Here is an 18054-nt window from a genome sequence, read left to right as displayed (position 1 = left end):
TCGACGACGGTCCGTCGGCGTCGTCGGCGCCGTCCCCTTCCTCACGCCCGTCACCGGGACCGAAAATCGCGAGGTACGTCCAGGCCCACGCCCGAGCGCGCCGACCTCGCGGTCCGCTTCCCACGGTCATACCCTCCGAACGAGGTGTCTCCGCACCGCTCGCTGGCAGTCGTCACACGTCGCGTCGAGCGTCGCGACCGTCGACAGGACGGGGTGATCGACGGGGAAGTCGCGGTAGAGGTATGGGGGGAGCCGCCGGTGAGCGACGGCGGCCTCGGCTCCGTTGCTCGTCGTGCCGTTCAGAAACTCCTGTCGGCGCCGCGCCAGGTCCGCACACCGCGATCGGAGTTCGTCGAGCGCCTCGTGTCGCGCCTCGAGCGCCTCGAAGCCGAGCGCCGTCAGCGGCGTCTCGTCGAGGACCGCGAGGCGATCGACGACGCCGTCGACGGCGTCGGCGGCGTCGGACAGGCGCGCCGCCTCGCGGGCGAGCGCCCCTTCGAGCGCCTTGACTTCGTTGCGACGGGCGGCCGTCTCGGCGACGACCGTTCGCTTCAGCTGCGGACTGAACGAGGCGTCGGTCGCCGGGGAGAGCGCCAGCGCGATCGACTCGGTGAGCTCCGAGCGGACCGTCTCCAGCAGCGACTCGTCGCCGGAGCCCTCGACGTCGTCGAGGCTGTGTGGCCGGACCGTCTCCTCGAACGCCCGACGGACGTCTCGGCAGCGGGCGTCGCCCGCCGGTTTCACGCGCTGTTCCGTTCCGGTGACGGCGGCGCCCGTCGACGCGACCGGCGTCGGATCGGCCGATATCGACCGAACGCGGCGGTCGAACCGCTCGAACGCCGTCCGTTTCGCGTCGAGGGCCTCCCGCTCCGTCCGAACGCGGGTCCGAGCGCGTTCGACGTACGTGTCGACGCTCATCTCAGGGCCCCTCCGTCGACGACGGCGACCGCGATCCGTGTGGCCGCGCTCGTCCGCCCGACAGTGTCGGTCGTTGCCATGGTTCAGGTGTGGTCCGTACTGCCGGCCTCGGTCCGCCGACCGGGCGACGCGCTCGCGCAGGTTCGAACGGCTCTCCGAATCGGTCCGGTGTCGGTGCGGTTCCCTCCGAGCATATGTTTTAGGCCAGCCTAAAAACACAAGAAAGTACCGGTCAGCACGCCCCCGAAACGAGACGCGTCGTCACGGTCCGCTCCACACGGAGTCCGCGCTCGCGACCCGCCCGCGGGCCGGCCCCCGGGCGTGACCGCGGCGCCGAAACGTCCGCCCGCGGTTTAGGCGTCGCCGGTGACGATGGCGCTCACCGCGTCGCGGTCGAACAGTTCGCCGCTGTACGTGTCGGGGTACAGCAGCGTCGCGAACCGCTCCGTCAGGAACAGGTTCTGGATCGGTCCCTGATATATCGGGCCGCCGCGGTACACCGCGCCGTTCTCGACCGCCGTCAGTTCGCTCGCGACGCCGTGTTCCTTCATGAACGCCAGGACGGTGTCCTCGAACTCCGCGCGGCTCTTGGCCTCGTGCCCGCGGACGAACAGCGCGTCGGGGTCGACCTCCAGGATCGTCTCGTAGTCGATCTGGCCGCGGTCGTCCGTCGACAGCCCCTCGACGCCGGTCCCGGAGAGCGCGTCCGAGACGCCCAGGTCGTGGAAGTGCTTCTTGTTGGTCCCCTTGTCGGTGAGGCGGTACGGCGAGAACTTCTCGGGCTCGTCCGACCCGGCGAAACACAGCAGTCCCGCGGGCCGGGCGTCGGCCGCCGGGAGGTCCGCCTGGACCCGCGCGAGGTACTCGTCGTGGAGGGACGCGAAGGCCCGGAAGCGGTCGCCTTCTTGGAATATCTCCGCGACCTTCTCGAAGGCCTCGTACATCGTGTAGTACCGGTAGTCGTGCCAGGAGTCGGTCCGGCGGAAGATCGTGTTCCCGATAAACGGCGCGACGTTCTCCGTCAGCTCCGTCACGTCGCTCTCGTCCAGTCCGAAGAAGGAGTTGTTGAGCAGCCACTGCGGGTCGGTGAGGTGGATGTCGCTGTCGAGCTCGTAGTAGAGCTCCTTGTCGATCCCCTCGTCGTACAGCTGCGTGATCTCCCCCTTGTCGACGGAGACCCCGTCGAGCTCGTCGTAGTACGACGTGTGGTACCGCGACTTGAACCCGACCGCGGCGAGCCCGTCGGCCTTTCCGAGCGCGACGCCCATGTCCGCGTAGCCCGGGAAGTACGACTCCCACGTCTCCGGGACGCCGTCGAACTCCACCTCGCCGACCGGCGCCATCTCGACGCTGTACCCGGTGGCGTCGGTCGACTCGTCGGTGCCGTCCGAGTCCGCCGCCGCGTCGGATTCGTCGGTCCCGTTCGTCGCGCCGGTCGTCTCGTTGTCCGCCGGCGTCGAGCCGTCGTCGGACGCGCCGGTACAGCCGGCGAGCAGCCCCCCGCCGACGACCGCGCCGCCGAACTTCACGTAGTCGCGTCGTGTCGATTCTCCGGTCGTGGTGATGTCGTCGTCGCTCATGTCAGGCGTCTCCGTTGATGATATCCGCAACGCGCTGTCGGTCGAACAGCCGTTCGTCTTCGAACCGGTCCGGGTAGAGGCCGGTGGCGTACCGGTCGATCATGAACAGGTTGTGAAGCGGCCCGGCGTATATCGGCCCGCCGCGGAACACCCGGCCCTCCTGAACGGCCGTCAGTTCGCTGCCGAGGTCGTGGTCCTCGAGGTACGCGACGACCGTCTCCTCGAACTCCGAACGGCTCATCCCCCGCCCGTGGTACCGGAGCAGCAAGGCGTCGGGGTCGATCTCCAGCAGCGTCTCGTAGTCTAGCGATTCGGAGCCGGTGTACCCCTCGACCCCCGTCCCCTCGAAGGCGTCCTCGATGCCGACCGCGTGGAAGTGTTCCTTGTTCGCGCCCTCGCCGCTGATCCGGTAGGGCGTGAACTCCTCGGGCTGTTTGCCCGCGAACATGAGCGCGGCGTCGGGGCGTTCCGCCTGCGGTGGCAGTCGCTCCCGAACCGTCGCGACGAGGTCGTCGTGTATCGATCGGATCGCCTCGAAGCGCTCTCGCTCCTGGACGGCTGCGGCGACCTTCTCGAAGGCCTCGTACAGCGAGTAGTACCGGTAGTCGTGCCAGTCGTCCGTGCGGCGGAAGATGAGGTTCCCGAGGAACGGGGCGACGTTGTCCCGGACCTCGTCGACGTCGGATTGGTCCCAGGCGGCGAGCCAGTCGGTCAGCGAGTGCGGATCGATGAGGTGTAGATCCGCGTCCATCTCGTAGAACAGCTCCTTGGACACGCCGTCGTTCCACAGCTGGGTGAGGCCGTCGAGGTCGACGGAGACGCCGTCGAGCTCGTCGTAGTGGTTCGTCTTGTAGCGACCGCGGTACCAGATGGACCGGACGGCGTCGGCCTTGCCCAGCGCGACCAACATGTCGATGTAGTCGGCGGTGAACGGCGCGATGGTCTCCGGGACGGACTCGAACTCGACGGTCCCCATCGGCTCCATGCTCACCGAGTAGCTCGCGTCCCGGGCGCCGGAGTCCGCACCCGTGTCCGATTCGCCGGAGTCCGCACCGGAATCCGACTCGTCGGAGGGCCCCGCGCAGCCGGCGAGGAGGGTTCCGCCGACGACCGCGCCACCGTACGTCAGGTAGTCGCGCCGGGTCGATTCTCCGGTCGTGGTGATGTCGTCGTCGCTCATGTCAGGCGTCTCCGTTGATGATGTCCGCAACGCGCTGTCGGTCGAACAGCCGCTCGCCGTCGGGGATCTCGGGGTAGGCGTCGCCGTGGTCGTAGCCGGGCCACTCGCCGAACCGCTCCGGGTACAGCTGCTTCGCGGTCATCTCCAGCTGGAACAGGTTCATGATCGGGCCCTGAACCGGATTCCCGGACGAGTAGAACCGGTCGTTCTCGACCGCGGCGAGTTCGCTCGCGACGGGGTGGTCCGCCAGCTCCTCGCGGACCGCGCCCACGTCGTAGTAGGAGGCGATCCCGAACTGGTGGAGGACGACGTCGGGGTCGACCTCCAGCAGCGCCTCGTGGTCGTACGTCGTCTCGTAGGTGACCTCGTCGCCGGCGAAGGCATCGGGAGCGCCGAGCGGTCGGACGTGCGCGTTCGCGAACCCGGGGCCGTCGGTCCGCGAGGGGTAGTAGGTCCCGTCCATGTAGATGAGCGTCGCGACCGTCGGCCGGTCCTCGGCCGGCGGGAGGTCGCTCCGGACCGTCTCGAGCAGGTCCTCGCGGACCGCGTCGAGCGCGGCGAACCGCTCCTCCTCCCGGAAGACGGCGGCGACGCGCTCGCCGACGTCCGGGAGCGCGTAGTACTCGTACCGGTCCCGACACGGCTCCGGCGGCTGCGAGCGCCGCCGGCTGTAGATGTTCCCGAACCACGGCCCGACGTTGTCGCGGATCTCGGCGACGTCGTCCTCGGTCCACCCGTCGAAGGAGACGAACAGGCAGGGGTCCGCGAGGTGGAGGTCGCTGTCGAGCTCGTAGAGCAGCTCGCGGTCGACGGAGATGCCGCCGCCGGAGCCCGTGTTGAGCTGCGCGAGCCCGTCGCGGTCGAAGGAGACGCCGTCGAGGTCGGCGTAGTAGGCGTCCAGCGTGTTCCCGCCGGCGTCGGCGTCGAACCCGAGCGAGTTGACCGCGTCGCCGTGCCCGAGCGCGACGGCCAGGTCGGCGTACAGGAGGCTGTACACCATGACGTCCTCCGGGACCGCGTCGAACGCGACCTCGCCGGCCGGCGCCATGGTCGCCGTGTAGCCGGCGTCGGCCGTCGAGCCGTTCGAGTCTCCCGTCGCGTCGGACCCGTCCGTCGCGTTCGACCCGCCGGTCGTCTCGTCGTCGGTCGCGTTCGACCCGGGGCCCTCGGAGCCGCCCGTACAGCCCGCGAGCAGTCCCGCGCCGACGACCGCGCCGCCGTACGTCAGGTAGTCTCGCCGGGTCGGCGCCCGACGCTGGCTTCGTTCGTCTGCCATACTTTTAGGCTGACCTAAAAATTGAAAAGGATTCTGATCCGTCGATTCCCGACGGAGCGCCGTTCGCCGACGACCCGGGATCGACCGCGCCGGTCGCGAGCCTACTCGTCGCCGCCGTCGGCCCGCGCGACGCGCTCGCTCGGGCGCTCGCGGTCGTCGTCGTGCCGGGCGCGGAGCGGTTCGATCCGAGGCCCTCGCGGCGTCCGGTCGACCGCGGCGTCGATCTCGAACACCTCGGCGAGCAGGTCCTCGGTGACGACCTCCTCCGGCGTGCCGCGGGCGCGGATCGCGCCGTCCTTGAGCGCGACCACGCGGTCGGCGACCCGCGCCGCCTGCTCGATGTCGTGGAGGACGACGACCACGGTGACTTCGCTCTCGTCCCGGAGCGTCTCGATGATCTCCATTACCTCCATCTGGTGGTGGAGGTCGAGGAACGTCGTCGGCTCGTCCAAGAGGAGCACGTCCGTGTCCTGCGCGAGCACCATCGCGATCCACGCGAGCTGTTTCTGCCCCCCGCTGAGGCTGCCGACCTCGCGGTCCCTGAGGTGACCGCAGCCCGCCAGCTCGATGGCGCGGTCGACGGCCGCCTCGTCCTCGTCGGTCGTCGTCTCGAAGAACCCGCGGTGCGGGTAGCGCCCGTGGTACACCAGGTCCTCGACGGTGATGCTGTTCGGCGACGTGCTCTCCTGCGAGAGCAGCCCCATCGTCCGTGCGAGCTCCTTCTTGTCGAACGAGTCGAGCGCCCGCCCGTCGACGAGCACCGAGCCGGCGGCGGGCGCGAGCTGGTCGGCGAGCCCCTTCAGCAGCGTGCTCTTTCCGGACCCGTTCGGGCCGACGAGCGCCGTCACCGCGCCCGCCTCGGCCGTGATCGACTCGCCGTCGACGACCGGCCCGTCGCTCGCGGGGTACGAGAGGACGAGGTCCTCTCCGTCGAGGCGGCCGTCGGCCTCGGCGTCCCGGCCCGCGTCGACCTCGGCGTCCCGACCCGCGTCGGCCTCGGCCTCGGTCGGGCGCTTCGACTCGCCCGCGGTCGGTTCGAGCGCCATCAGATCTCACCCATCTGTTCCTGTCTGCGCATCAGGTAGAGGAAGTACGGTCCGCCGACGAGCCCCGTCACGATGCCCACCGGGATCTGCGCGTCGGAGCCGACGAGCACCGCCATGCCGAGGCGCGCGCCCACGTCGGCGGCGACCAGCAGCGCCGGGCCGGCGAACACGCAGCCGATCACCAGCTTCCGGTAGTCGCTCCCGACGATGTTGCGCACCATGTGCGGGACGATCAGCCCGACGAAGCCGACGATGCCCGCCACGGCGATGCTCGCGGCGGCCGCGAGCACCGCGACGCCCGAGAGGGCGAACCGGACCTTCTCGACGCTCATCCCGAGCGAGCTGGCCGTCCGCTCGCCAAGCAGCAGGACGTTCAGCTGGCGGGAGCTGACTAAGGCGAGCAGCATCGCGACGGCGGTCCACGGCAGGGCCATCCGGACCTGCTCCCAGTCGGTGCCCGTCAGCGAGCCGGTAGTCCAGGCGATGGCCGACTGGACGACGCCGATGTCGTCCGCGAAGAAGAACAGCGCCGTCTGGAGGCTGCTGAACACCGTGCCCACGATGACCCCCGCGAGCACGAGCCGGACCGGAGAGGTCCCGTTCTTCCACGCGATGACGTAGACGACCAGGAACGCGGCGGCCCCGCCGAGGGCGGCCAGAACGGGCAACAGCGACGAGATTCCGAGTTCGACCGTCGTCAGCGACAGCGACAGGTCCGCCGACACCGCGAGGAAGGGTATCGCGAGCGTCGCGCCGGCGAACGCGACGAGGACGAGCAGGATCATCAGCCCCGCCCCGGAGGAGACGCCGAGGATGAACGGGCTGGCGAGTTCGTTCCGCGTGACGGCCTGGAAGATGGCGCCCGAGACGGCGAGGTTCATCCCCACGAGCATCCCGACGAACACCCGCGGGAGCCGGATGTTCCAGACGATGAGGCTCTGCTTGCCCATCTCGGGGAGTTCGGCTCCGAGGAGGAACGCCCGCCACGCCTGCGCATCGAAGATGACCCGCGGGGTGAACACGGCCTGCCACGCGTCGACGATGGTCATCGAGAACGCGCCGAAGCTCACCTGCACGAGCCCGCCGGCGACGACGACGGCGAGGCTCGCCGCGCACAGGGAGAACAGCGCGCCGTCGAACCAGCCGAACCACTGCTCGCGCCAGCCGGCCGTCTCCGAGGAAGTGCCGGTCGCCACGGTCAGGATCCCCCCTGCGTCGGGCCGAGTTCGGCGGCGCGGTCCCGAACGCTGTCGTCGTCGACCGCATCGAGGAGCGTCTCGTCGTCGAGGGCGTCAAGCAGGGCCTCGGCGTCGAGACCGTCGACCAGCGCCTCGGCGTCGGCGGCCTCCGCCACTCGGTCCGCGTCGAGGTGCGACGCGAGCGCGACCTGCCCCGCGGTCGCGCGCTCCTCGATCTCGTCCGGCTCGACGTACGACGAGAGCGAGTCGTCGATGGCCGCCGCGCGGACGCGCCGGTACCGCTCGGAGTCGGTGTCGACGGGCGCGTCCTCGCCGTAGTGGTCGTCGAACCACTCGGTCCACCGGTCGCGGTCGCTCCACTCGGCGTCGAGTTCGGCCTCGCGGCGCACCCAGTCGGTGCCGTCCGCGACCGCCTCCCACCAGCCGGCGTCGATCCGGGCGTCGGCGATGACGCGGTGCGCGACGCGGGCGCCGCGGCCGGCGGCCATGATCGCCTGCGTGTCGGCCTCGTCAGAGGGCGAGGCGACGTAGAGCCCGTCGACGGGCGTCGTCCCGTCATGTGCGGCGTACTCGCGGTCGAACCAGTCGTGCTCCTCGCCGTCGTGCTCGTACGTGTCGAACATCGCCGCGTCGTCGCCGAGTCCGCGCAGGTACGAGCCGTCGTAGCGCGTCGCCGCGATCACGCGGCGGGCGGAAACGTGGTCGCCCTCCTGCGGAGTGACGACGAATCCCTCACCGTCGTCGGCGCGGTCGACCGACTCGACGAGGTCCGGGACGATCGCGGCGCCGGCGGTCTCGGCGTGGGCGTGGATCAGCCCGTACAGCGTCTCGACGTCGATCCCGGCCGGGAAGCCGAGGTAGTTTTCAAGGTGCGCGCAGCGCTTGAGCGACGAGCGCCCGCGGTCGAAGACGACCGTGTCGAGCCCCTCGCGGGCGCAGAACACGGCCGCGGAACAGCCCGCCGGGCCGCCGCCGACGACGGCCACGTCGCGGTCGCAGTCGCGTGTCGGTTCGGGGTCGGTGGTGCTCATTGGTCAGATGTCGCCGTTGACGATGTCGGAAACGCGTTGCCGGTCGAACAGTCGCTCGTCCTCGGGCGGCTCGCCGACGCCGTTGAACTCCCCGAACTCGCCCGGATAGATCTGCTTGGCGGCGATCTCGATCTGGAAGAGGTTGAAGATCGGTCCCTGGAACGCCGTCCCGCCGGGGTAGAACCGGTCGTTCTTCACCGCCGTCAGCTCCTGTGCGACGGGGTCGTCCTCGATGAGGTCGTACACCGCCTGCCGCATCGAGCCCGCGCCGCTGTCGGGGTACCCGATGCCGAAGTTCTGGATGAGGATGTCGGGGTCGATCTCCAGCATCGCCTCGTGGTCGTACGCGGCCTCGTAGTTCGCGTTGTACGTCTTGTCGCTGTCGTCGAACGCGTCGTTGACGCCGAGGTGCTGGTACTGCGCGCGGCCGAAGCCGGGGCTGTTGATCCTGTAGGGGTACCACTTCTCGTCGTCCGCCCAGAAGACGACCAGTCCGACGGTGGGACGCTCCTCCTCGGGCGGGAGGCGGCTCTCGATGTCGGCGACCATCTCGTCGCGGACCTGCTTGTACGCCGCGACCCGGTCCGGAACCTGGTACAGCTGCGCGAACTTCTCGGCGAGCTCCCAGAGCGTGTAGTACCGATAGTCGGTCGCCGACTCCGGCGCGTTGTGCGACCGGCTGAACCGGTTCGCAAAGAGCGGAGAGATGTTCGACCTGACCTCCTCGACGTCCGCGTCGTCGAAGCCGAGGTACTCAATCGCCCGGATGGGGTCGATGTGGTGGACATCGGCGTCCGCCTCGTAGAGGACCTCCTTGTCGATGGCCTCCCCGCCCCAGATCGCCTTCACCTCGTCCCCGTCGAAGGAGACGCCGTCGAGCTGGTCGTAGTACTTCCCGAAGAACTCGCCGTCGCGCGCCTTGGCGACGAGCTTGTCCCCCTGCCCGAGCGAGACGAGATGGTCGATCCACACGTCGTCGAACGTCACGGCCGTCTCCGGCACGGCGTCGAACTCGACCGTCCCGACAGGGGACATCGTCACCGAGTACCCGGTGTCCCCGGTCGACTCCTCGTCGCTCGTCGTCCCGCCGTCGTCCCCATCCGTCGTCTCGTTTTCGGCTGCCGGGTCGTCGTCCGTCGCCCTCGACGAACTGCCGGCGTCGGACGTACAGCCGGCGAGCGGGCCGCCGACACCGACGGCGGCGCCGTACTTGACGTAGTCCCGCCGAGACGGTTCCGGCCGGTCGGGCCGTTCGTTTGCCATATGTTTTAGGCTCGCCTAACTCTTCAAAAGAGTTCCGAATCTTTAGGCCGGCCAAAATTGTCAGCGAGGCGTCCCGCAGCGGGGACACATCGGGGGGCCGCCGTCGGCGAAGTCGAGGCCGCAGTGCGGGCAGACGCCGTCGTCGGGGACCGTCATCGCCGCGACCGCGTCGGCCGTCCCCTCGCGGACCGACTCGACGGTGCCGACGCCGGACACCGGATCTGACGCGGGATCGGCCAGTCGGCGCCGGCAGAACTCCGCGCGGTCGAGAAGGAAGGACGGCGCCGCGTCGGCGTCGACCTCGTCAAGCGCCTCGCCCGCGTCGGCGCGCTCTTTCGGCGGCTTGGTTCCGGCGAGCAGGCCGAGCGCCTCGGCGGCGCGTCCCCGGACGTACGGGCTCTCGTCGCGGAGGCGATCGCCGAGGGCGGCCTCGGCGGCCGTCAGCCGCTCGGGGTGCTCACAGCCTATCGCGACCAGCGCGGTACAGAGGTGGTAGCGCACGAGCTCGTCGCCGGCGTCGAGGTGCTCGGCGAGCGAGTCGACGTGGTGGCGGAGTCGGCTCGGATCGCCGAGCGCGACGTGCGCCAGCGCCTTCGCGAGCTTCTCTTTCACCTCCGGTTCGTCGAACTCCAGTCCGACGCGGAGGTCGGCCAGCGTCGCCGGGTCCGCGACCGCCTCGGGCGACTCGACGGCGACGTATCCGAGCGCCTCGGCGCAGCGGGCCCGGACGTAGTAGAACTCCGCGTCGTCCGCCAGCCGCTCCCCGAGCGAATCGACGGCGGGGGTCACGGCCTCCGGTGCCGTCCGCGCGAGCGCGACGAACAGCTTCGCGGCCGTCAGCCGAACCGCCCGGTCGTCGTCGGTCAGGAACGACGTCAGCGGCCCGACGGCCGCCCCGTCGAGGCGGGTCCCGTCGTCGACCGCGTCTCTGACGGCGCGCAGCGCGCGCTTACGAGTCTCGGCGTCGACCGCCGTGAGGTCCGCGACGGTCGCGACGACCGCCTCAGCGTCTCCCTCGGTAATCCGGGCGGCGAGGCGGTCGGGGTCCGAGTCCTCCATGATCTGTTCGGGAGTCTCGCGAGCGACCGGTTTCAACGCGGTGGTTCCGCGTCGGGCAGCGTACTGCCCGATAAGAATTGTATATCGCGCTATCTGGTTTATCGGTCGTCGAACGCTCGAACGCTGTCGAACGAGCCGTCGGCGATAGCGGCGGCGATGCCGTCGATATCGGCCTCTCGAGGCACTTCGTGGGGATACTTGCGAGCGAAGTACCGCGTGAGGTTCTCGACGTCGCGTTTCAGGAAGTCGCGCGCGTTCTCGTGGTCGACGGGCACGGCCTGCGGCCAGTCGAAGACCGTCACGCCGCTCTCCGCGACGGCGACGTTGTGCTCGGACGCGTCGGCGTGGATCCAGCCCAGGTCGTGTGCGGTCGTCAGCTCCCGGAGGATCAGATCGAGGACCCCGACCGCCTGCTCCGGGTCGAGCTTCGCGCGCGACAGTTCCACGCCCGGGAACTTCTCCATCACGATGGCGTGCCGGTTGTGATCGACCGGCCGCGGGACGCTCACGTCGGGGTACAGTTCCTCCATCGCCTCGTACTCGCGTTCGGCCGCCTTGCGCGCGGTGTAGAGCCACGAGACGTGGTCGCGGTCGGCGGTGTACTCGCGCTCGCGGTTCACCTCGCGGAAGTTGGTGTACCCCTCGCGGTGGTACTTCAGGGCGAGCGGCCGGAACGACTGCGCCTCGTACACGTCGCCCTCCTTGCCGAGCCCCAGGGGCGACCCCACGCCGTCGATGGTCTCGCGCTCGGCGAACGTCCGGAGCGCCAGCGCATCGTACCCCTCGAAGGTGAGCTGGTACCCCTCGTACTGGATCGTCTTCCGCTCGATCAGCTCCCGGTCGAGACACCGGTCGATCCGGTAGTCGACCTCCTCGCGCGTCAGGTCCGCGTAGTCGGGGAGCTTGTCGCGGCGCACCCACTCCGAGAAGCGCATCCCCTGCTCGACGCCCGAGAGGAGGTAGAAGTCCTCGGGGTCGAGCTCCGCCATGTCGCCGGCGACGTTTCGCACCATGCGCGCCCCTACTCCGGCGATTCGTAAAAGGGACGCGCGTTCGGGATCGGTGGCCGATAAATCGCATACTGCGATAACAAATCCGAATCTCGCCGTTCGCGACGTCGAGCGCAACCGCTTTCGGAGCGGCGCCCCACGGGAGCAGTATGACCGCGCCCGCCGTCGACTGGCGGCTGATCCGCGAGGAGACCCGCCCCGGCCCGATGCAGATGGCGTTAGACGAGGTCGCCGCCGAGACCGCCGCGGCGGGCGGGCCCGCCACGCTCCGCACCTACCGCTGGGAGCCGAGCTGTCTCACCCTCGGGCGCCATCAGGAGCCGGAGACGGTCGACTGGGAGTTCTGCGAGCGCGAGGGGATCGACGTGACCCGCCGGCAGACGGGCGGGGGCGGGATCTACCACGACGGTCGCGGGGACGTGGCGTACTCCATCGCGGTCCCCGCGGACGAAGTGCCGAGCGAGCTGCTCGACTGCTATCACCTGCTCTGCGAGCCCGTCCTCGACGCGTTCGACCGGCTCGGGATCGACGCCGACTACGTCGAGGAGCCGCAGCCGGAGCTGTACCACCCGGCGTGTTACCTCCGCGAGCTTCACGCGGCGCACGACGTGGTTGCCGACGACGGCCGAAATGGACCGCGCAAGATCGCCGGCAACGCGCAGTACCGCAAGCGGGAGGCGGTGATTCAGCACGGGTCGCTGACGTTCTCCGTGGAAGCGGACCGCGATCTGGGCGTCTTCGCCGACCCCCCGGTGACACCCGGAGCGTTCCGCGACCGCGTCGTCGGGATGGACGAGCTGGTCGACGTCGACCGGGCGGACGCGGTCGCGGCCGTCGAGGCGGCGCTGGCCGACTGGGCGGGAGCGGCGCCGGACGCGACCGTGGAGACGGACGGTTCGTGGACGGAGGCGGAGCTGGAACGGGCCGAAGAGCTCGTCGCGGAGAAGTACCGCGACGAGGCGTGGGTCCGAACGCGCCCCGGCAGCGGCGGGGCGTAGCGGCCTCGGCGGGCGGGGCGGGGATTCCCGGTTCCGAAGGGGCTTTTTCGACCGCCTCCGTGTACCCGGTATGAGCCTCAAGGTCGGCGCGCACGTCTCCATCGCGGGCGGCGTGGACAACGCCGTGGCGAACCAGGTCGAGGTCGGCGGCAACTGCGGGCAGATATTCACCCACTCGCCGCAGGTGTGGCAGGACCCGGACATCGGCGACGACGAGGCCGAGCGGTTCCGCGAGGGGACCGAGCGCGACCTGGAGGGACCGTGGGTGATCCACACCTCCTACCTCGTGAACCTCTGTACGCCGAAGGAGGGGCTCCGGGAGAAGTCGCTCGACTCGATGCAAAAGGAGGTGGACGCCGCCGACAAGCTGGGTATCCCGTACGTCAACGTCCACCTCGGCGCGCACACGGGCGCCGGGGTCGAGGGCGGGCTCGACAACGCCGCGTCGGTGATCGACGACCTCGACGTGCCCGACGGCGTGACGGTCCTGATCGAGAGCGACGCGGGCGCGGGGACGAAGCTCGGCGGCGAGTTCGAACACCTCGCGGGGATCGTCGACCGCACGGAGACTGACATCGACGTCTGCGTCGACACGGCCCACGCGTTCGCGGCGGGCTACGACCTCTCGACGCCCGAGGCGGTCGACGAGACGGTCGCGGAGTTCGACGACGTGGTCGGGTTAGAACACCTGGAGTACATCCACCTCAACGACTCGAAACACGAGTGCGGCACCAACAAGGACGAGCACGCCCACATCGGCGAGGGGCACATCGGCGAGGCGGGGATGGAGCGGATCCTCAACCACCCCGATCTGGTCGACGTGCCGCTGGCCCTGGAGACGCCGACCGAGGACGGGAAGAGCTTCGCGTGGAACATCGACCGGGTGCGGGAGCTGCGTCACGACTGAGACGAGCTCCGCGGCGCCGAACGCCGTCGGCCCCGAGGACGCCGTCCGTCCGACGCGGTTTTAAGTGACCTCGCGAGCGATCCACGGATATGCCCACCACGAAGGCGCTGCTGCTCGGACGCCGTCGCGAGCGCGCGGTCGTGTTAGTGGTCGGGTTCGCCGGCGCCGTGGCGCTCGCGCTCGTCGCCGCGTTCCTCGCCGAGACGGCGGGCGTGACGACGGCGAGCGCCCTGACCGATCGGATACTGCCGCTGCTGGTGTTCTACGCGCCCGGGCCGCTCGCCGCCGCCGGCGCGTACGCGAGGTGCGGCGGCCCGGCGTGCCTGGCCGTCGGCGTCGTGCCGGCGGCCGTCCTCGGCGGGTTCGTCCTCCTCGGAACGGTGGTCGGCGTCCCCGGAATCAACGGGGGGAACCCGGCGATCGGCGACGTGACGGTGAGCTTCGCCGCGGTCGGGGTGACCAGCGCGTTCGTCGGCTACTGCGCCGGCGTGACCGCCGTCCTCGCCGCCGACCTGCTCGGGGTCGGGTCCGGTAGCAGGGACGGCGAACGCGGCGACGAGTGAGGACGCGGAGCCGCCCGCGACCGATCTCCTGACGTTTATTTCCGCCCGCCGCGAAGCGGGCCCGTGCGACGCTTCTCCGCCGAGTACCTCGAACACACCCGCCGCGGGATGTGGGACGACGGCCGCGACGCGCTCGCGGACCTGGACCTGCCGAGCCGCGAGCGCGTCCTCGACGTCGGCTGCGGCACGGGGGAGCTGACCCGCGTGCTGGCCGCGGAGGCGGACGCTGCTGGCGACGCGGACGCGACCGTGATCGGCGTCGACGCCGACCGCGACCTCCTCGGGGTCGCCCGCGAGGAGAGCGACGGGCGGATCGGCTACCTGGCTGGGGACGCGACCCGGCTGCCGGTCGCCGACGACGCGGTCGACCTGGCGGTCTGTCAGGCGCTCCTGATCAACCTGCCGGCCCCGACCGCGGCGGTGCGTGAGCTCGCCCGGGTCTCCGGGGACCTCGTCGCCGCGGTCGAGCCGGACAACGCCGACGTGCGGGTGGCCTCGACGGTCGACGCCGAGGAGCGCTTAGAGCGCGAGGCGCGCGAGGCGTACGTCGCCGGCGTCGACACCGACGTGGCGCTCGGCGACCGGGTGCGCGAGGCGTTCGGCGCGGCCGGGCTGGTCGACGTGCGGACGCGACGCTACGTCCACGAGAAGCGGACCGAGCCGCCGTACGCGGAGGCCGCGCTGCGGTCGGCGGCCCGGAAGGCCTCCGGCGCGGGCCTAGCCGACCACCGCGAGGAGTTGGTCGCCGCGACCTCCGAGGCGGCCTACGACGACCTCCGCGGGCGCTGGCGCGAGATGGGCCGCGAGGTCGTCGACGCCATCGGCGCCGAGGAGTACGAGCGCGCCGAGTACGTCCCCTTCGACGTGACCGTCGGACGGGTGGCGTCGGGCGGCTGACCCCCGTTGCCCCGGGCGCCGGGTCAGACCATGTCGCCGCGGACGGAGGCGCCCTCTTGCTCGGCGCGCCGTCGTTTGAGCACGTCGGCGGCCGCGTTGGCCGCGTCCTCGTCGGCGCCGAGCATCCCGAGCGCGGCGGGCAGCGTCGGCATCGCGAGCGAGGCCTCGCGGAGGCGGTCGAACGCCTCGTCGTCGCGCTCGCCGTCGACCCACAGGCAGACCCCGCGGGGGTCGAGCACCTCCTCGTAGGCGTCGCGGGCGAGCGCCCCCTTCAGCCGCTGGCGGACGTTGTCCTCGAAGCCCGCGTTACACACTTCGAGGTGGATGGGCTCGTCGTCCTCTACGAGTTCGGCCGCGAGGCACTTCTCGGGCGCCGCGTAGCCGTTGTCGCTCGTCCGGACGCGGTCGGGGTTCGCCTCGGCCCAGTCGGCGTCGACCGTGGTGCCGACGCCCTTCACGCCGTACTCGGCCTCGAAGGCGGCGGCCGCGTCGCCGTCGCCGCCCATGATCACGTCCTTCGTGAGGTAGACGTCGAGCCGGTCGACCGGGTCGAGCCCGAGCGCCACGTCGCCGAACGCCCACACCTCGCGGACGGGCACCGGCATCGGCTCGCGCTCGACGCGGTCGACGAGCGACTCCAGGCGGTCGACGGCCCGTTCGCGTTCCATTACCGACCGGTACGCGGCGGGCGGGCAAACCGGTTACGCTCGGCCGCCGGGCGGGTCAGAGCCCGTCGAGCCGCGCCGCCACGTCGTCCCAGTGGCCCCCCTTCCAGAACCACTGCCCGCACTCGGCACAGCGCCATCCGGGCCGGTCGGTCCCCACGTCGTCCGGAACGTAGTCGGGGCGGTCGGCCGGAGCGGGGTTCGCCTCGTCGACCGCGACGCGCTCGACGGGACCGTTACACGAGCCGCACCGGGAGGGCTCGGCGGCGAGTTCGACGGTGAACCCCGTCGCGTCGAACTCGCGGAGCTGGTCGAGCACGTCGCGCTCGGTGAGGAGGACGGCCTCGGGGGAGCCGTCCGTCGCGTCGGCCCGCGCCGCGAGGTCGCGGTCGCGGGTGACCAGGGTCCGCCCCTCGTCGGCCGCGAGGTCGAGGAGCCGGTCGTCGGCCTCGACGCCGCGGTCGAGCGCGTAGGCGGCGTCGTAGCCGCACAGGCGCAGGTAGGTCGCCAGTTTCCCGCACATGACGTCGAGCAGGACCGGGGGGTTCCCCCCGGTTGTGGGGCCCCGACCGTCGGGCGCGTCGCCGCCGTCGCCGCTCGTCATTCGAGCAGGAACGAGCGGACCCCGTTGAGCGAGCGCGCGTTGAGCACGTCGGCGGCCCGCGCCCACCCCCGCCGCGCGGTGTGAACCCCGTAGCGCGCGTTGTCGAGCTCGCGCGGGGCGTGCGCGTCGGTGTTGACGGCGATCGTCGCGCCCGCCTCGATCGCGGCCCGGACGAACTCCCCGTCGGCGTCGAGCCGAGCGGGGTTCGCGTTCACCTCGATCGCGGTGCCGGCCGCCGACGCGGCCGCCGCGATCGCCTCCACGTCGGGGTCGAGCCCCGGCCGCTCGTTGATGAGGCGGCCGGTCGGGTGGCCCAGCACGTCGACGTGGGGGTGTTCGACCGCCCGGACCAGCCGCTCGGTGGCCGCCTCGCGGTCCTGTCCGAGGGCGGCGTGCGGCGACGCGACCACCAGGTCGAGCGCGGCGAGGGTCTCGTCGTCCGTCGAGAGCCCGCCGTCGGCGTCGATGTTCGCCTCGATCCCGTGGAGGATCGGAATCCCGACCTCCTCGGCGGCCTCGGCGACCGCCGCCGCCTGCTCCTCGATGTCGGACTCGTCGAGGCCGACCCCGCCGACCATCCCCGGCCCGGTCGCGTGGTCGGTGACGACGTGGTAGTCGTACCCGCGCTCGTCGGCCGCCCGCGCCATCTCCGCGATCGAGAAGCCGCCGTCGGACCAGTCGGTGTGGGTGTGGAGGTCGCCGCGGAGCTCGCCCGGCTCGACGAGCGGCGGGAGCCGGTCTTCGGCGGCCGCGTCGACCTCGCCGCGGTCCTCGCGCAGCTCGGGCGGGACCGGCTCCATGTCGAGCGCGCGGTACACCCCGTCCTCGCTCTCGCCGGCGACGCGCTCGCCGGCGCGCGTCGAGTCCGCCTCGGCGGCGTCTCCGCCGTCGCCCGCGTCGGCGGCGGGGTCCTCGTCGAGGTCGCTCACGTCGAAGAGCCCGTACTCGTTCAGCTTGAGCCCGCGGTCGATCGCCCGGTTGCGGACGGCGACGTTGTGCGCCCGCGACCCGGTGAAGTACTGGAGCGCGGCGCCGAACTCGTCGGGGTCGACGATCCGGAGGTCGACGCGGGTGCCGTCGGCGCGCACGCTCGCCTTCCCGGTGCCCGCCTCGATCGTCGCGTCCGCGGCGTCCCAGTCGGTGAACGCCTCGACGATCGGCTCGCGCGCCTCGCTGGCGACGAGCAGGTCGACGTCGCCGATGGTGGACCTCCACCGCCGGATCGACCCGCACACCTCGACCGACTCGACGGCGTCGAGGGCGGCGAGGTACGCGAGCGCGTCGTCCGCGAGCGGCCGGGCGTCGCCGAGGCGGGTACGCTCGCGGGCCTCGCGGGCGAACGGGACGTTCTCGAGGATGTTCTCCTCCGTCTTGGCGCCGAACCCGGACACCTCCCGGATCTCGCCCGCCTCGGCCGCGGCCTCCAGCTCGTCGAGGTCGGTGACTCCGAGCGCGTCGTACAGCGAGCCGACCGTCTTGGGGCCGACGCCCTCGACCGCGGTCAGCCCGGCCATGTCGACCGGCAGCTCCTCGCGGAGATCCGTCAGCTCCTCGATCTCGCCGGTCTCGACGTACTCGACGACCTTCGCGGCGATGGCGTCACCGACCCGGTCGATCTCGGCGACCGCGTCCTCGCCCTCCGCCGCGAGCCCCTCGATCGGCGCGGGGTGGTCGCGGACGTTCTCGGCCGCCCGTCGGTAGGCGGTCGGCTTGTACTCGACGCCCGTCGCCTCGAGGAGGTCGGCGAACTCCTCGAGGCGGGTCGCGACCTCGTCGTTCCGGCTCATGACGCGACCGTTCGACGGCGCGGCACTTATACGGCCGGCCGAACGCTCGACGGCCGCCGGACGGCGACCCG

General features: G+C 71.1%; 17 protein-coding genes. 4 read left to right on the top strand and 13 right to left on the bottom strand.

Annotated elements, in window-relative coordinates; genetic code table 11:
* Positions 1-126: 126 nt before the first annotated feature.
* The 10 genes from EXE48_RS00540 to EXE48_RS00495 all read right to left on the bottom strand — a co-directional run bounded on the left by EXE48_RS00540 (position 127) and on the right by EXE48_RS00495 (position 11565).
* Positions 127-918 (bottom strand): DUF7260 family protein, encoded by a 792-nt coding sequence (locus EXE48_RS00540; protein WP_137710568.1) that lies wholly within the window; start codon positions 916-918, stop codon positions 127-129.
* Positions 919-1271: 353 nt separating this feature from the next.
* Entirely contained in the window at positions 1272-2498 is a 1227-nt protein-coding gene (locus tag EXE48_RS00535; protein ID WP_137710567.1) for an ABC transporter substrate-binding protein, read from the bottom strand.
* Between the two features lies 1 nt (position 2499).
* Positions 2500-3678 (bottom strand): ABC transporter substrate-binding protein, encoded by a 1179-nt coding sequence (locus tag EXE48_RS00530; RefSeq protein WP_137710566.1) that lies wholly within the window; start codon positions 3676-3678, stop codon positions 2500-2502.
* A gap of 1 nt (position 3679) precedes the next feature.
* On the bottom strand, positions 3680-4954 hold the full coding sequence (locus tag EXE48_RS00525; RefSeq protein ID WP_137710565.1) for an ABC transporter substrate-binding protein: 1275 nt from the start codon (positions 4952-4954) through the stop codon (positions 3680-3682).
* Between the two features lie 101 nt (positions 4955-5055).
* The gene (locus EXE48_RS00520) at positions 5056-6000 is read right to left on the bottom strand and encodes an ABC transporter ATP-binding protein (protein ID WP_137710564.1); all 945 of its coding nucleotides are present in this window, start codon (positions 5998-6000) and stop codon (positions 5056-5058) included.
* Entirely contained in the window at positions 6000-7196 is a 1197-nt protein-coding gene (locus tag EXE48_RS00515; RefSeq protein ID WP_137710563.1) for a FecCD family ABC transporter permease, read from the bottom strand. The genes EXE48_RS00520 and EXE48_RS00515 overlap by 1 nt, the downstream gene beginning before the upstream one ends.
* 2 nt (positions 7197-7198) lie before the next feature.
* Positions 7199-8230, bottom strand: a complete 1032-nt coding sequence (locus EXE48_RS00510) for an NAD(P)/FAD-dependent oxidoreductase (RefSeq protein ID WP_053771749.1) — start codon at positions 8228-8230, stop codon at positions 7199-7201.
* Positions 8231-8233: 3 nt separating this feature from the next.
* On the bottom strand, positions 8234-9493 hold the full coding sequence (locus tag EXE48_RS00505) for an ABC transporter substrate-binding protein (protein WP_053771750.1): 1260 nt from the start codon (positions 9491-9493) through the stop codon (positions 8234-8236).
* A 60-nt stretch (positions 9494-9553) separates the two neighbouring features.
* Positions 9554-10552: a HEAT repeat domain-containing protein gene (locus tag EXE48_RS00500; RefSeq protein WP_137710562.1), complete on the bottom strand. Its 999-nt coding sequence runs from the start codon at positions 10550-10552 to the stop codon at positions 9554-9556.
* Positions 10553-10650: 98 nt separating this feature from the next.
* Positions 10651-11565 carry a serine/threonine-protein kinase RIO2 gene (locus EXE48_RS00495; RefSeq protein WP_053771752.1) on the bottom strand — a complete coding sequence of 305 codons (915 nt, stop codon included), beginning with the start codon at positions 11563-11565 and terminating at the stop codon, positions 10651-10653.
* A 146-nt stretch (positions 11566-11711) separates the two neighbouring features.
* On the opposite strand from EXE48_RS00495, the gene EXE48_RS00490 reads away from it, so the two are divergent.
* From EXE48_RS00490 to EXE48_RS00475, 4 genes are all read left to right on the top strand, one after another.
* Entirely contained in the window at positions 11712-12560 is an 849-nt protein-coding gene (locus tag EXE48_RS00490; protein ID WP_137710561.1) for a lipoate--protein ligase family protein, read from the top strand.
* Between the two features lie 70 nt (positions 12561-12630).
* Positions 12631-13467, top strand: coding sequence for a deoxyribonuclease IV (locus tag EXE48_RS00485; protein WP_121599268.1), 837 nt, complete (start codon positions 12631-12633; stop codon positions 13465-13467).
* Positions 13468-13556: 89 nt separating this feature from the next.
* Positions 13557-14030: a hypothetical protein gene (locus EXE48_RS00480; protein WP_137710560.1), complete on the top strand. Its 474-nt coding sequence runs from the start codon at positions 13557-13559 to the stop codon at positions 14028-14030.
* A gap of 63 nt (positions 14031-14093) precedes the next feature.
* Complete coding sequence (locus EXE48_RS00475; protein WP_137710559.1) at positions 14094-14927, top strand: class I SAM-dependent methyltransferase; 834 nt, start codon at positions 14094-14096, stop codon at positions 14925-14927.
* Positions 14928-14950: 23 nt separating this feature from the next.
* Here EXE48_RS00475 and EXE48_RS00470 read toward each other — a convergent pair whose 3' ends face one another.
* Genes EXE48_RS00470 through EXE48_RS00460 form a run of 3 tightly spaced genes read right to left on the bottom strand, consistent with a single transcriptional unit; the run spans position 14951 to position 17983 of the window.
* Positions 14951-15595, bottom strand: a complete 645-nt coding sequence (locus EXE48_RS00470) for a DUF7095 family protein (RefSeq protein ID WP_053771757.1) — start codon at positions 15593-15595, stop codon at positions 14951-14953.
* A gap of 55 nt (positions 15596-15650) precedes the next feature.
* Entirely contained in the window at positions 15651-16196 is a 546-nt protein-coding gene (locus EXE48_RS00465) for a DUF5615 family PIN-like protein (RefSeq protein WP_053771758.1), read from the bottom strand.
* Positions 16193-17983, bottom strand: coding sequence for a DNA polymerase/3'-5' exonuclease PolX (locus tag EXE48_RS00460; RefSeq protein ID WP_137710558.1), 1791 nt, complete (start codon positions 17981-17983; stop codon positions 16193-16195). Before EXE48_RS00460 ends, EXE48_RS00465 begins: the two co-directional genes overlap by 4 nt.
* Positions 17984-18054: the final 71 nt, after the last annotated feature.

This window comes from Halorubrum sp. ASP1, from assembly GCF_005435135.1.
GTDB classification, from domain to species: domain Archaea; phylum Halobacteriota; class Halobacteria; order Halobacteriales; family Haloferacaceae; genus Halorubrum; species Halorubrum tropicale.
This window is presented reverse-complemented; position numbering and strand designations above follow the sequence as displayed.

What these genes read in the sequence shown, in the direction of transcription:
- EXE48_RS00500 (WP_137710562.1), bottom strand. Translation starts at nt 10,552, where the DNA reads ATGGAGGACTCGGACCCCGACCGCCTCGCCGCCCGGATTACCGAGGGA.
- EXE48_RS00505 (WP_053771750.1), bottom strand. Translation starts at nt 9,493, where the DNA reads ATGGCAAACGAACGGCCCGACCGGCCGGAACCGTCTCGGCGGGACTAC.
- EXE48_RS00490 (WP_137710561.1), top strand. Translation starts at nt 11,712, where the DNA reads ATGACCGCGCCCGCCGTCGACTGGCGGCTGATCCGCGAGGAGACCCGC.
- EXE48_RS00510 (WP_053771749.1), bottom strand. Translation starts at nt 8,230, where the DNA reads ATGAGCACCACCGACCCCGAACCGACACGCGACTGCGACCGCGACGTG.
- EXE48_RS00540 (WP_137710568.1), bottom strand. Translation starts at nt 918, where the DNA reads ATGAGCGTCGACACGTACGTCGAACGCGCTCGGACCCGCGTTCGGACG.
- EXE48_RS00460 (WP_137710558.1), bottom strand. Translation starts at nt 17,983, where the DNA reads ATGAGCCGGAACGACGAGGTCGCGACCCGCCTCGAGGAGTTCGCCGAC.
- EXE48_RS00485 (WP_121599268.1), top strand. Translation starts at nt 12,631, where the DNA reads ATGAGCCTCAAGGTCGGCGCGCACGTCTCCATCGCGGGCGGCGTGGAC.
- EXE48_RS00535 (WP_137710567.1), bottom strand. Translation starts at nt 2,498, where the DNA reads ATGAGCGACGACGACATCACCACGACCGGAGAATCGACACGACGCGAC.
- EXE48_RS00465 (WP_053771758.1), bottom strand. Translation starts at nt 16,196, where the DNA reads ATGACGAGCGGCGACGGCGGCGACGCGCCCGACGGTCGGGGCCCCACA.
- EXE48_RS00470 (WP_053771757.1), bottom strand. Translation starts at nt 15,595, where the DNA reads ATGGAACGCGAACGGGCCGTCGACCGCCTGGAGTCGCTCGTCGACCGC.
- EXE48_RS00525 (WP_137710565.1), bottom strand. Translation starts at nt 4,954, where the DNA reads ATGGCAGACGAACGAAGCCAGCGTCGGGCGCCGACCCGGCGAGACTAC.
- EXE48_RS00530 (WP_137710566.1), bottom strand. Translation starts at nt 3,678, where the DNA reads ATGAGCGACGACGACATCACCACGACCGGAGAATCGACCCGGCGCGAC.
- EXE48_RS00520 (WP_137710564.1), bottom strand. Translation starts at nt 6,000, where the DNA reads ATGGCGCTCGAACCGACCGCGGGCGAGTCGAAGCGCCCGACCGAGGCC.
- EXE48_RS00495 (WP_053771752.1), bottom strand. Translation starts at nt 11,565, where the DNA reads ATGGTGCGAAACGTCGCCGGCGACATGGCGGAGCTCGACCCCGAGGAC.
- EXE48_RS00480 (WP_137710560.1), top strand. Translation starts at nt 13,557, where the DNA reads ATGCCCACCACGAAGGCGCTGCTGCTCGGACGCCGTCGCGAGCGCGCG.